Source organism: Cryobacterium sp. 10I5 (genome assembly GCF_035019865.1).
Taxonomy (GTDB): Bacteria; Actinomycetota; Actinomycetes; order Actinomycetales; family Microbacteriaceae; genus Cryobacterium; species Cryobacterium breve_A.
This window is the reverse complement of the sequence record NZ_JASJVI010000005.1, coordinates 20,662-33,730: the sequence shown is the minus strand read 5'-3', so window position 1 is coordinate 33,730 and position 13,069 is coordinate 20,662. Positions and strand designations below refer to the sequence as shown.

Below are 13,069 nucleotides of genomic sequence, written 5' to 3'. Positions count from 1 at the left end.
ATCATAGGGGCCCCTTGGAATTGTTATATGCAATAGGTGCGGAGCTGGGTGTTGCCCGACCGATGACGTGTCGAAGCAACAGGGCGGTGCCGTTCCTGTCTCCCGCCCCGATCGACGACGGCAGGCGCGTCAGCGCGTTGAGACGCGACGACAGGTGACGCCTGGCGATGCGTGCGGCTTTCGACCAGTGGAGTGCGGTCATCCGTTGTGCGCACTCCGCGAAGAAGTCGCTCTCTTCAATAAAACGCGAACCGTCGTTGGCCTTCCACGAGGAGACGCTCCCCGAGTGGCGTCGGTACTGGAAACTGGGCACGTCATCAAGCACGAGCCTGCCCCCGGTCGCCACGATGTCGATCATCAATGCGAGGTCCAGCGCGACGTCGAGGTCGGTGCGAAAGCCATGTCGTCTGAGACGGGCCGTGCGCCAGGCGATGGATGGGAAGTAGGTCCAGGCGCCGGCAAGCAGGCTCGCAGCGAGCGGTTCACCGGAGAGCGCGGTGGCCCCGGCGACGTTCGGGCGATACCAACCCTTGACCCGGTCGGCGAGCGGCAACGTGTCGTGACCCGACGCGTCCATGACGCTCACGCCCGGCTGCACGAAATCGGCGTCGGGAAAATCGTCCAGGAGCTTGTGGATTCTCGAGACATAGTTGGGTCGAAGGAGATCGTCACATCCGACGATGGTCGTGAATTCGGCCGTGGCGAGTTCGGTGCACTTCCGGAAGTTGCCGCTCACACCCAGGTTCACCTCGTTCCGGATGTAGGTGATGCGCGGCTCGTCAAGCCCGATCACCCATTCGCCCGGTCCGGTGTCTGGGTAGAGGTCGTCGATCACCACGAGTCTCCACCGTGGGTCGTCCTGGTCGAGAACGCTCTGCACCGCGAGACGGAACAAGGCGGGATCCCCATAGAAGGGCATCATCAAGTCGAGTGTGTGCAAACCCGTCTCGGATCGATCGAGCGGGTGCATACCTGGCATTCTGACTAGACTCTCTAACGGCTTCGATATTTGCCGGTGACCCACGCTCTCGTGCCACCGGGGCAGTTCCTCAGACAGTCTAGTCAGGCCGTGGACGCTGCCGGGGCAGCTGGAAAAGAGGAAGCGGATGAAAGACGCGCACACCAGTGTCGCTCAAGCGAAGCGTGGTCCGTCGGTCCTCTGGGTGCTGGCGGCGACCGGGCTCTCGGGTGCCAGCGGCTTTCTCGTCATGGCTCTCGTCGGCAAGACGCTCGGCACGACCGACTACGCGGTCTTCGGCGTGTTCTGGTCCGGACTGTTCCTCTTCGTTGGCGTGCTCTTCGGAATCCAACAGGAAACCACCCGCGCGACCGCTGCGGATCTCCATCAGGCGACTCCCGGCCGGGTGCAGCGCAGCTCCCTCTGGGTGTTCGCCGGCGCTGCGGCAGCCGTCGTCTGCGTCGTCGTCTTCCTGTCGGGATTGTGGTGGGCCCCGCTCACGCTCGGGACGGGAAACACGACCCTCATCGTGCAGATGTCTCTCGGAGCCGCCGCGAACGCCGTCGTTGCGACCATAAGTGGCGTGCTGGCGGGTGCGCACCTGTGGCGACACCTGGCGGCCATCATCGCCATCGACGGCGTTGTGCGTCTGCTCGCCGTCGTCGGCGTGCTCGCGGTCGGCGGGAACACGGCGGCCCTCGCCTGGGCGGTTGTGCTGCCCTTCCCGGTGTCGCTGGGGCTGGTCTTCCTTGCCTCGCCGCGCTCGCTCATCCGCTTCTCGGCTTCGCCGCTCGGGTACGGACGCCTGATCGCGAACTCTGCCCAGACGATGCTCGCGGCCTCGGCCACGGCCATCATCATCAATGGTTTCCCGCTGGTACTCGCGTTCTTCGCGGCGCAGGGGGACAAGGCGCTGCTCGGTGCGCTCATCTTCGCCATCACGATCACCCGTGCTCCGATCCTCGTGCCCATGATGGCCCTGCAGAGCTACCTCGTCACCCGCTTCACGGGCATGACGGCCAGCCCGTGGCCGCTCATCGGGCGTGCGTTCGGAATCATCGGCGCAGTGATGCTCGTGCTCGGCCTGGGGACCTGGCTGTGGGGAACGACCGTGTTCGCTGCGATCATGGGTGCGGACTTCGCGCTGTCCACGGTCGCACTCGTTCCTTTGGTCGTCTCGTCCGGGTTCATCGGCTCCCTCTGCGTCACTGGCCCTGCACTCCTGGCCCTGGGGCGTCATCGGAGCTATGCGTTCGGGTGGGTCATCGCATCCGTCGTTGCCGTCGCCATGCTGTTCCTGCCTGTCGGACTCGAGGCGAAGGCCGCGCTCGCCCTGTCGGTCGGTCCGGTCGCGGGCCTCATCGTGCACCTGTTCGCCCTGTGGCGCCTCTCCAGCGGCGGGCGTGCCGACGGCAGCGAAGCCGAGGCGGGGCACGTCGACTCCGCACGTCCCGAAACGGCCTCGACCGGTCCTCTCCAGTGAGTTCCTCATTGAGCGTCTCGGTAGCCCTGTGCACGTTCAATGGTTCCGCGTTCATCGAAGAGCAGCTCGTCAGCGTGCTCGAGCAGAGTGAGCCCCCCGCCGAGATCGTTGTGTCCGACGATTCCTCGAACGATTCCACACTTGCGGTCGTCAGCCGGGTGTTCGGCGACTGGCGTACACGACACCCCGGGGTTCCGCTCGAACTGAAGATCCTGCGCAACCCCGTGGGCCTCGGTGTCGTGGCGAACTTCGAGCAGGCCCTCGGCGCTTGCACGGGCGACCTCCTGGCCCTCTGCGACCAGGACGACCGCTGGCATCCGCGTCGTCTGGAACGGATGGCCCGTGAGTTCGAGCGCCGCCCCTCACTGACACTGCTGCACAGCGATGCACGCCTCATCGACGGCGACGGTCAGCCTCTCGGTCTCACCCTGTTCCAAACGCTCGGCGTGACGGATGCCGTCAAGCGCGTCGAGCATGGGGGCCGAGCCTTCGAGCTGCTGCTGCGACGCAACATCGTCACCGGGGCCACGACAATGCTCCGGCGTGCACTCTTCGAGAGGTCCCGGCCCTTCCCTGATGCCTGGGTGCACGACGAATGGCTCGCTATGACGGCCGCCATCGGCGGGGGAGTCGATGTGCTCGATGAGGAGCTCGTCGACTACCGCCAGCACGGCGGCAACCAGATCGGCGTCACGACCCTCGATATCAACGGTCGCGCCGGACGACTGCGTGCGCCTCGCACCCTGCGCAACGAGCGCCTCCTGGCTCGCGCGGAGGCCCTCGCCGAGCGCGCGCCCCTGCTTGTGCCGGAACCCGCACCCGACGTGATCCGGGCGGTGACGGAGAAACGTGCTCATGAACAGGCGCGAAGCATGCTCCCCGCTGCTCGGATGCTGCGGGGTGTCCCGGTGCTGCGCGAATGGTGCACCGGTCGGTACTCCCGATTCGGACGGGGTGCCCAGGACGTCTTGCGAGACCTCGTCCAGCCGGTCTGAGGTCGTGGCGTCCGACGGAATTCGTCTACTCTGATTGCACGGGCGACGGAACTCGGCGGGGACAGGCCGAATGTCGCGGCCTCGCGCCGTGTTGAACCCCGAACGAGCTATGGAGGACTCCCGGTGCGAAAAGAGCGAGCGTACGTCGCTGGCCACTCGGGGGCGCGTGGCCTCGGCAGCCGGCTTCGTAGTGCAACCGTGCCCGCCGGCGATGGCCTGCCACGGATGCGGGTCTTGCTCGCCTTCCCAGCCCTCCTGCTGCTCGTCGGCATCGTCCTTGTCGCGTTCGATGTGAGCGGCACCTCCTCGGGAGTTTTCCACAGCCAGATCGCCTACGGCAAGGACCCCGCCCTGGTCCTGGGCACACCACAGGCCACCCGCTCGGACGAATGGAACGTGCAAACCGTCTGGGCGATCGCGGCGGTCCAGCAGGGGTTGCCCGCGATCAATGAGAGTTTCCCCGGCGGCATGGACACGACGCTGCCGCAGGACCTGCCCAGGATCGACTGGACTGTCGCCTTCCGGCCACACCTCTGGGGCTTCATGCTCCTGGACATCGGCCGCGCCATCGCATTCAAGTGGTGGCTCCCTGGCCTGGCCCTCGCGGCCGCAGCCTATGTCTTCGTGGTCACCGTGCTGCCCAGGAGGCCTCTTGTCGCGGGCCTTCTTGCCGTCGGATTCCTGTTCAGCCCGTTCTTCCAATGGTGGTACCTGACGACGACTCTCTATCCGGCGGTGTGGGCACTGACCACGATGACCGCTCTGGTCTGGGCGTTCAAACGAGATTCCCGTCGGTCGCGCTGGGCGTGGGCGGCGGTGGTCGCGTACATCACGGTCATGATGGCGACGGGTATCTACGTACCGTTCATCGTGCCGGCGGTGCTCGTCGTGATTTTCTTCGCAGTGGGTCTCCTGCTGGAGCAACGAGGGCTCGGAAACCGGTGGCGGTCGACGTTGGCCAGGACGGTTCCGGTTCTCAGCGCGGGCGTTGCGGCATCGATGGTCACGGGAGTCTGGCTCCTCACGAAGATCACAACCGTCGAGGCCTTTCTCGGCACGGCCTATCCGGGACACAGATCGACGCCCACGGGCGGCAACGATGTGCTGAGCTTCGTGTCCGCCATCGGTTCTTCCTTCACTCAGGCGCTCAACGCGCAGCGCCCGGGGCTGTTGGGCCCGAACTCGTCCGAGGCGTCCACCTTCTTCTACATCGGAATCTTCCTGATCCCCGTCGTGGGCTGGATCGTCGTGCGCCAGGCGCGACGACGCCAGTCACTGCCGTGGGTTCTTATCGGCCTCACGGGCGTTGTGCTGCTGCTGCTGGCCTACATGTACGTTCCCGGCTGGGATACTCTCGCCCGGATCCTGCTCCTGGACCTGACCACGGGCACCCGGGTACGCATCGGTATGGGGCTCGCTTCCCTGGGACTGCTCGCCTACACGATCCGCTACCTGGATGACAATGCCGTTCGCGCGAGCCGCTGGGTGGTTGGCCTGAGCGCCGGCCTCTTCGCCCTGTCACAGGCCGCGATCGGTTATGTGGCCGTGCGCAACCTGCCCATGATGATTCAGGCGGTACAACTCTGGTGGCTCTGGGCGCTCATTTCGGCGGCCGCAATCTACCTGGCCGGACGTCGTCGTCCTCTTCTCGCGGCGATCGCCTTCTTCATCGTCACCGTGGCCGGTTCCGGTCTGACGAATCCGCTGTACCGGGGCGTACTCGACCTGCGAGAGACGGCGGTCTCGCACGGCGTCATTCTCACCGATGGCGCCGCGCCGAAGACCTGGGTCGGCGTAGGCGGGGGGCTGACGACGGCGGTCCTGCTCGAATCGGGAGTGCGGGCATACAACGGTTTCCAGGGAGCACCGTCACGGATTGTCTGGGACGCGATCGACCCTGGTGGAGCCTTCGCCGACCAGTGGAACCGGCTTGCCGGCGTGAACTGGAAAGCAGGGGCCGGCGAGCCGACGGTATCCAACCCCGCCGCGGACCAGATCATGGTCACGTTCGATGGGTGTTCCTCGTTCGCCCAGGCGAACGTGGGGTACGTTCTTGCCGACGACCACAGCCTGGACCTCAGCTGCCTTCGTGCGATCGAGAGCTTCGATCTTCCGAAGGCCAGCCTGACGATCTACGAAGTGATTGCCCGCTGAGAGTCACTCGTCTTCGGGTGGGCGGGGCCTGGGCGGCAGGGCGCTCCTCCAGCTCTTGCCCTGGGCCGCCGTGAGTGCGCAGATCAGGAGCAGCAGCCAGCCGGCCTCGACCAGGACGGTGCTTTCTGCGAGGCTCGTGACGATCAGGACCACGAGGACGAGCGGCGCCCACGCGTAGACGAGGGTGCGTTTGTTGGAGGCGAGCACCCAGGACCGCCAGAAGGCGAGCACGACGAGGATCAGGAAGCTCAGGAAGCCGATCAGTCCGAGCTGGAAGTACACGTCGAGGAAGGCGTTCAGTCCGGTTTCGTAGTGGCGGCGGGTGCTGAAGTCGAGCCAGCCGTACGGGGTCGCCGTGCCCGGCCACAGGCCGGACCAGCCCCAACCCTCGAGCGGATGCAGGCCGACGAGGCGCCACATCTCCCGCCACAGGGTGGCGCGCACACCGAACTCGCTGCGGGCGTTGAGCGCTTCGACGATGGCCCCGCGGGTGAGGAACGCCACGATGCCTGCGACGACGGTCACGCCCAGGAGGGCGAACTGCAGCAGCCGGCGGCGCGGCTGGGGGGTGTTGCGCAGCCAGGTCAGGGCGAGTCCGGCGAGGCCGACGAAGACCGCGACGACGAAAATGACCGGGGACCCGGTGAGCATGAGGCAGACGGTCGCCCCGATCAGTGAGACGATTCCCACCCCGCGCCGCACGGACCGGGTCCGCAGCTCGATGACGAACGTGATGCCCGCGATGAGGGCCGCGAACCCCAGCGCGTTGCGGGAACCGAAGATCCCCTGGATCGGGCCGAGTTCGTCGAGGTGGCCCTGGATGTCGAGGAACCGGATCGGCGCATCGAGCAGCAGGCCGGCGACGACCTCGAGGGCGAGGGAGGTCGCGAGCAGCAGCCGGAGCACGTCGCCGGTCGCCCGGACAATCTGGATCATGTTGCGCGCGAGCACGATGTACAGCGCGAGGAAGGCGAAGGCGAGCTGGTAGACGAGCCCGATCGCCGTCGCGAACGGGTACCCGGTCCAGAGCAGGGACAGGGCGCACCAGCCGAGGAACACCAGGATCGAGATCGGCAGCAGGCCGTGCCATTCGATCTGCTTCCTCCGGGCGACGAGCGAGAACGCGGCGAGCACCACGAGCCCGCCGAGCACGCCGATCACGCCGGGCCAGCCGATCAGTCCGCGCAGGAAGACGGCGCCGAACGCCGTCGCGATCGTCGCCCGGGTCAGGGCCGTGGCGAAGTGCGGGCCCCGGAAGAGCCGCATGAGTGCCCTCGGTAGTTCGGGGGAGTGCTCGCGGGAGTTCATGGGCTTCCTAGGCTACCCGCAGGCATCCGCCCGGCCCCGTTCTGTTTGTTCGGCGGCCACCCGGATGCCTAGGGCATCGGCCGGTTCAGCGCCTGCTGTCTCTTCGTGGTGACGCTGATGAGCACGAGGAGCACCCAGCCGTATTCGATGAGCAGGCGGCTCTCGGCGAAGCTCTGCGCGATGAGCGCGGCCATCAGGAGCAGCGGGAGCAGGGCGGAGACGGTGTACGGGGCGGTGTCGGAGACGGTCGTGCGCGGGCGGTCGACCGCGAGGAACCAGGACCGCCAGAGGGCGCCGGCGACGATCGCGAGGAAGGCGAGGAGGCCGATCACGCCGACCTGGAGCCAGACGTCCAGCCAGGCGTTGTGCGCCTGCAGGTAGACGACGCCCTTGCGGCTCGCGAGGCCCGCGAACGGTTCGGTCCACGGCACCCAATAGCTGACCCAGCCCCAGCCGAATGCCGGACGCTGCGCGGCGAGGTCGGTGACGCTCGCCCAGATGTCGAGGCGACCGGTGAGGTCCTCGCTCTTGCCGAACAGACTGAGCAGCCACGGCGAGAGGGTCGCGAGGGCGACCCCGCCGGCGACGATGAGAGCGGCGGCGGCGACATAGACGGGCCGGCGGCGCTGCGGTCCGCGGCGGCGGGTCCACAGGGCGAAGATCAGCACGATCGCGACGAAGCAGGCGGCGAGGGTGACCGTCGCCGAGCGGGTGAGCACCAGCACGAGCGCGGCCGTAGCGAGCCAGGCGATACCCCAGCCGCGCCGAACAGAGCGGGCCGCGAGCTGCACCGCGAACACGATGACCGCGAGGAGTGCGACGAAGCCGAGCAGGTTGCGGTTGGCGACGATTCCCTCGATCGGTCCGCCGTCGAAGAGCAGGCCGCGGGACCAGTAGAACGCGTCCGGGATCTTCTCGCCGGGGTAGGACACCCAGAGCGGCAGCACCGGCTGTCGCACGAAGGCGCCGACGATCACCTCGAAGAGCAGCGAGAGGGCGATCACCCAGCGCAGCGCCGCTGCGAGGGTGCGGAGCAGTTCGGCCCAGCTGAGCACGAGGGCGAGGAAGAGCGCGGCGATCGTCGTGGCCCAGAGCACGGCGACGCCGATGGCCGAGGCGCCCGGGTAGAAGGACCAGGCGATGGACAGCGTCGTGATCACGAGGAAGACGCCGGTCGAGCGCGGGAATTTCGACCATACCCAGTCCGGCTTCAGGCGCACGAGCAACACCACGCTGCCGACGAGCACCACGAGCGCAATGGCGCCGAAGCCCCACCAGCCGAGCAGGTTGCGCCAGAATTGACCGGCGAGGGCGGTGAAGAACACGAGCGTCGCAAAGGACCGGACGACGAAACGGCTCTGGACGGCTGGCATGAGTCCTAGAGTACTGCCGGGGTTACCGCCCGGCCGTTGCCGAATCTTCAGCCACGCGGACATTTTTATACCCATGGGGGTATAGTTCAGCCATGAAGATTCTCATTGTGGGCGGCGTGGCCGGCGGTATGTCGGCTGCGACGCGAATGCGCAGGCTCGACGAAGCGGCGGAAATCATCGTATTCGAGCGTGGGCACTACGTGTCCTTCGCGAACTGCGGGTTGCCGTACTACGTGGGCGGCCTCATCGAAGACCGGTCGGCGCTGCTCCTGCAGACGCCGGAGTCACTCGCGAGTCGTTTCCGCCTCGACGTGCGCATCGACCACGAGGTCACCGGCATCGACCGTGCGGCCCGGACGGTCAGCGTGCGGGACACGGTCACGGGGAACGTCACCACCGAGGGCTACGACCGTCTGGTTCTCGCGGCCGGGGCGACGACCCGCAGCGTGCTCCCTGCCGGGTCCTCGATGCCCGTGCACACCCTGCGCACGGTCGACGACGTCGACCAGATCACCGCGCTCCTCACGCGCGCGACCGGGCCGGGCTCCGCCGTCACCGGTCCCTCCGCCACGGTCGCCGCCGTCGTGATCGGCGCCGGCTTCATCGGCCTCGAAGCGGTGGAGAACCTGGTCCTGCGCGGCGTGCACGTCACGGCCGTCGAATTCGCCGGCCAGGTGCTCGGTCCGCTCGACCCCGAGATGGCGGCCCCGGTTGCCGCGGTGCTGAGAGCGCACGGCGTGGACGTGCGGGTGGACACCTCGGTGCGGAGCGCATCCGCCGGCCGCGTGCGGCTCAGCGACGACACGGATGTCGCGGCGGACCTGATCATCGAGGCGACCGGAGTGCTCCCGGACACCTCGCTCGCCGCTGCGGCCGGACTGCGGATCGGCGAGAGCGGTGCGATCTGGGTGGACGACACCCAACGGACGAGCGACCCGCTCATCTATGCCGTCGGCGACGGCGCCGAGAAGATCGATGCGATCAGCGGTGGGCCGACCAGGATCGCGATGGCCGGGCTCGCCAACCGGCATGGCCGAGCCGCCGCGGACAGCATCGCCGACAGTGCCGGCGACGGCGCGGCCGGTGCTCCCGGGGTTGCCGTCGCCGCGGAACCCGCCTTCGGCGTCGCGATCGTCGGCGTCTTCGGCACGACCGTCGCGATGGTCGGCTGGAGCGAGCGGCGCCTGCTGTCCGCAGGCCGGGCGCACCGGGTCGTGCACACCCACCCCAGCGACCACGCCGGTTATTACCCGGGGGCCGAGCAGATGTCGGTCAAGCTCCTCATCGACGCCGGGACGGACGCGATCCTCGGCGCCCAGATCGTGGGTGGTCACGGGGTCGACAAGCGGATCGACGTGATCGCGACGGCGATGGCCGGCGGGCTCACGGCATCCGCCCTCAGCCGGCTCGAGCTCGCCTATGCGCCGCAGTACGGTTCGGCGAAGGACCCGATCAACCAGCTCGGCTACGTCGCAGACAACCTCGCGGCCGGCACTACCCGCAGCCTGCAGTGGCACGAACTGGCGGGGGCGCTCGCCGCGGGTGAGACGTTGGTCGACGTGCGCACGGCGGGGGAGTTCGCGGCCGGGAGCATCCCGGGGGCGGTCAACGTGCCGCTCGACGAGCTCCGCGACCGGTTCGGCGACCTGCCGACCGGGCCGCTCGTGGTGCACTGCCAGGTCGGGCAGCGCGGGCACACCGCCGCGCGGCTGCTCAGCCAGCTCGGACGAGAGGTGCGTAACCTCGACGGAGGCTACAAAACCTGGGCGGCGGGGGCCGCGGCGCTCGCCGCATCGCCGCGCGCCGCGGTCGCGTCTGCTCCTCCTGTTTCCCCCGTAGCTCCCACTCCCGCCACCGAAAGGATCCTCGCATGAAGGAAATCACCGTCACGGAACTCGCCGCGCTTGACCACCCCGCCGTCGTCGACGTGCGCGAACAGTCTGAATACGACACTGTCCACGCCGAGGGAGTGCGGTTGATCCCGCTCGGCGAGCTCGTGCAGCGTCTCGAGGAGGTGCCGCGCACGGGACCCGTCTACGTGGTGTGCCACCTCGGCGGGCGCAGCGCCCAGGCGGCCGGCTTCCTCGCGGCGCAGGGCATCGATGCGATCAACGTCGTCGGCGGCATGGACGCGTGGCAGCGCGCCGGGCTGCCCGTTTCCGGAAGGGCCTGACATGACTACTGAAACTGTCGCCGTAGCGGGCGCCGCCGTGCAGCCCAGCGCCGTGCAGGGGGCTGCGCACGCCGCGAACCAGAAGAAGATCCTGAACCGGTTGCGCCGGGCCCAGGGCCAGCTCGGCGCGGTGATCGCCGCGGTCGAGTCCGGCGGCAGCTGTAAGGACGTCGTGACCCAACTCGCCGCGGTGTCGAGCGCTCTCGACAAGGCGGGCTTCGTGATCGTGTCGACCGCGATGCGCGACTGCATCGACAACCCGGACACCCCGAACGCGCTCACGGTCGACGAGCTCGAGAAACTCTTCCTCACCCTCGCCTGACCATCGCGCCACCTCTAACCAGTTCGACGGAGATTTTGCCCGGAAAGCGCTTAAAACGCGCTCTCACGTGCCGGATACTCAAAAAGTCTGTCGAATTGGTTAGGGGGTGGGCGGCGTCAGCGGCGGGCGAGGTGCGTGACCGTGAAGCCGCCGGGGGCGACCGTGACGGATGCCCGCGCGGGGTTCCCACGCTCATCCGCGTGGGCGACGGGCCGGCCGGCGGCATCGTACGCGGCCTGCTCGAGCCGGAACCCGCGCGGCACGAGCACGGTCCGCACGCTGGACTCCCGCGCGGCGCTTACGTACAGCGTCGAATCGCCGGCCGGTCCGGTGACCGAGACCGTGGAGACGAGCGGCTGCAGCAGCAGCGCGTCGATCGCCGCAGCCCCGCTCGACGTGCCGGTGACGGCGGTCGCGCCGGCCGGGAGGGTGCGGGACAGTGAGAGCGGCAGCAGGCGGCCGGGGGCATCCGTGATTCCCTGCGCCCCCGCCCCGCCGTTCGCCGTGCTGCCGAGCGCTCCCCGGGCGGATGCCCAGCTTGTGTTGCCTGATCGGGCTTCGGTCTGGTTCACGATCGGGTAGACATTGCGGGCCTGGTCGCTCGCCGGAACGGGGACGCTGAGCGACCCGTCCTTCGTGAGGCTCACGTATGCGCCGCCGGAGAGGTTGGCCTCGCCGGTCCACGCGGATGCGGGTGTGACGACCGAGCCGCCGCTGATCGTGCCGGACTCGGCTTCAACGACGCTGAGTCCTGCGGTTGCGACGGTCTTCTCGATTCCGAGCGCCTTGGCCCTGAGCTCTGGGTTCGCGTCGAGGGCGAGCATGGTCAGCAGGGTGTGGATCGTGGATTCGGCGCCCGAGTTCGGGTTGACCCGGCCGTCGCGCTCGATGCCGTCGATCGCGGTGCCTGTCGCCGGGTTGTATGCGGGAAGGCCGCTGCGGTTGGCGCCGAAGAACCAGCCGGCGTAGATCGCGGCGACGTCGAGCAGGCCGGGCGCGTTCGCGGCCTTCGCGGTCGCGACGAGGCCTTCGACCCGCGAGTCGACGTCGTAGGCGATCTGCGCCTCGCCGGGAGTCGGGCTCCACGCGTTGTCCGGTCCGCCGGCGGCGAGGAGCTGCGGGGTGAACTGGGCGGAGTCGACGACGGCGGCCTTCAACAGGTCGGGCCGGCCGAGCACGGCCGCGGCCGTCGCGACGGCGGCGGGGGCGAGGCCGCCCCAGGCGTGCCAGAGCGACTGCGACTTGTTCCACGGCAGGATCGCGCCGAACGGCCACTGGGTGAGCGAACCGGAGGACATCGCGGCGACGCCCTCGGTCAGCCGGGTGAGCGCGGTGCGCACCCCGGTGTCGCTGGGGTTGGCCGCGCTGAAGGCGGCGAGGCCGAGGGCGGCCTCTGCTGAGGCATCCGCCCCGCCGGCCACGAGCCAGGCCGGGACCTTCACGCCGTCGGCGATGTCGAAGGTGCCGTACCTGGCGAGGGACTGCCGGTTGAGCGCGTCGAGGCTGAGGTGCAGCCGGTCCTGGAGGAAGGCGGCGAAGGCCGGGTCTGCGCCGGCGCCGGTTCCCGCGAAGGCCGCGTAGCCCTCGCCGAGGGCCCAGAGGGTGCGGGCGACCCAGTACGACTCCGCGGAGTCGCTCGGATCCGGCAGCTCCTTGGGCGTTGCGCTCGGCGTCAGGGTGCCGTCGGCCTGCTGCCAGAGCACGACGTTGCCGGCGTTCGGGCCGGTCGCGGTCTGCAGGTAGGTCAGGGAGCGCAGGGTCTGCACCGCATGCTCACGGCTCGTGGCGTCACCGGTGAGCTTCCAGTGCCGCAGGTAGACGACGGCGGTGCGGGCGATGTCGTCGGCGTTGTACGCGCCCTGGCTCCAGTGGCCGGTGCCGGCGTCCAGGGAGCCGCCGCCGATGCGGGTGTAGCTCCCGTCGGCGTTGCGGTTGGCATAGGTCCACGGGGCCTGCGCGGTCGGCTGCTCGGCGAGGCGGTAGGTCGTGTGCTCGGCGCTCTGCGCGAGCGGAACCGCGTCAAGCAGGAAGTTCAGGTGCGCCAGGTTCGTGAGCGGCCGGCCGGTGGCGGGAGCCGGGGTCGCGGTTGTGCTGTCGACCGCGGTCGCGGTGACTGGTGCAGCGGATGCGGCCGGCCGGCCCGGCTGGGCGGCCGCGGCTCCCGTGCCCGCTCCCCACAGCAGCAGCGAGACCGCGCTCGCGAGGGCGACGCCGCCGAGCGTCGATCGGCGGTGGGTGGAACGGAAACGAACGGCATTGTGCGTCATGCGTGACTCTCCTTCGAGTACTTAACCGGTTCAGCA

10 protein-coding genes are annotated in these 13,069 nt (G+C 68.7%); 6 read left to right on the top strand and 4 right to left on the bottom strand.

The window, feature by feature from the left end; translation table 11 throughout:
* Position 1: 1 nt before the first annotated feature.
* Positions 2-919 (bottom strand): glycosyltransferase family 2 protein, encoded by a 918-nt coding sequence (locus tag QN350_RS03125; protein ID WP_323515783.1) that lies wholly within the window; start codon positions 917-919, stop codon positions 2-4.
* A 187-nt stretch (positions 920-1,106) separates the two neighbouring features.
* On the opposite strand from QN350_RS03125, the gene QN350_RS03120 reads away from it, so the two are divergent.
* From QN350_RS03120 to QN350_RS03110, 3 genes are all read left to right on the top strand, one after another.
* A complete protein-coding gene (locus QN350_RS03120; RefSeq protein WP_323515751.1) occupies positions 1,107-2,441 on the top strand; it encodes a hypothetical protein in 1,335 nt (444 codons plus the stop codon).
* Between the two features lie 8 nt (positions 2,442-2,449).
* A complete protein-coding gene (locus tag QN350_RS03115) occupies positions 2,450-3,436 on the top strand; it encodes a glycosyltransferase family 2 protein (RefSeq protein ID WP_322139043.1) in 987 nt (328 codons plus the stop codon).
* A gap of 198 nt (positions 3,437-3,634) precedes the next feature.
* Positions 3,635-5,590: a hypothetical protein gene (locus QN350_RS03110; protein WP_323515745.1), complete on the top strand. Its 1,956-nt coding sequence runs from the start codon at positions 3,635-3,637 to the stop codon at positions 5,588-5,590.
* Between the two features lie 3 nt (positions 5,591-5,593).
* Here QN350_RS03110 and QN350_RS03105 read toward each other — a convergent pair whose 3' ends face one another.
* Both QN350_RS03105 and QN350_RS03100 read right to left on the bottom strand, forming a co-directional pair.
* Positions 5,594-6,898, bottom strand: a complete 1,305-nt coding sequence (locus QN350_RS03105) for an O-antigen ligase family protein (protein ID WP_322139045.1) — start codon at positions 6,896-6,898, stop codon at positions 5,594-5,596.
* A 68-nt stretch (positions 6,899-6,966) separates the two neighbouring features.
* Positions 6,967-8,271 carry an O-antigen ligase family protein gene (locus QN350_RS03100; protein WP_322139046.1) on the bottom strand — a complete coding sequence of 435 codons (1,305 nt, stop codon included), beginning with the start codon at positions 8,269-8,271 and terminating at the stop codon, positions 6,967-6,969.
* 92 nt (positions 8,272-8,363) lie between these two features.
* Here QN350_RS03100 and QN350_RS03095 point away from each other — a divergent pair, with 92 nt between their 5' ends.
* From QN350_RS03095 to QN350_RS03085, 3 genes are read left to right on the top strand one after another with little or no spacing between them, the layout of a single operon-like run.
* Positions 8,364-10,145, top strand: a complete 1,782-nt coding sequence (locus QN350_RS03095) for an FAD-dependent oxidoreductase (RefSeq protein ID WP_322139047.1) — start codon at positions 8,364-8,366, stop codon at positions 10,143-10,145.
* Positions 10,142-10,444, top strand: a complete 303-nt coding sequence (locus tag QN350_RS03090; protein WP_322139048.1) for a rhodanese-like domain-containing protein — start codon at positions 10,142-10,144, stop codon at positions 10,442-10,444. The genes QN350_RS03095 and QN350_RS03090 overlap by 4 nt, the downstream gene beginning before the upstream one ends.
* 1 nt (position 10,445) lies before the next feature.
* Complete coding sequence (locus QN350_RS03085) at positions 10,446-10,766, top strand: metal-sensitive transcriptional regulator (protein WP_322139049.1); 321 nt, start codon at positions 10,446-10,448, stop codon at positions 10,764-10,766.
* Between the two features lie 116 nt (positions 10,767-10,882).
* On the opposite strand, the gene QN350_RS03080 is transcribed toward QN350_RS03085, so the two are convergent.
* Complete coding sequence (locus tag QN350_RS03080; RefSeq protein ID WP_323515741.1) at positions 10,883-13,033, bottom strand: hypothetical protein; 2,151 nt, start codon at positions 13,031-13,033, stop codon at positions 10,883-10,885.
* Positions 13,034-13,069 lie beyond the last annotated feature (36 nt).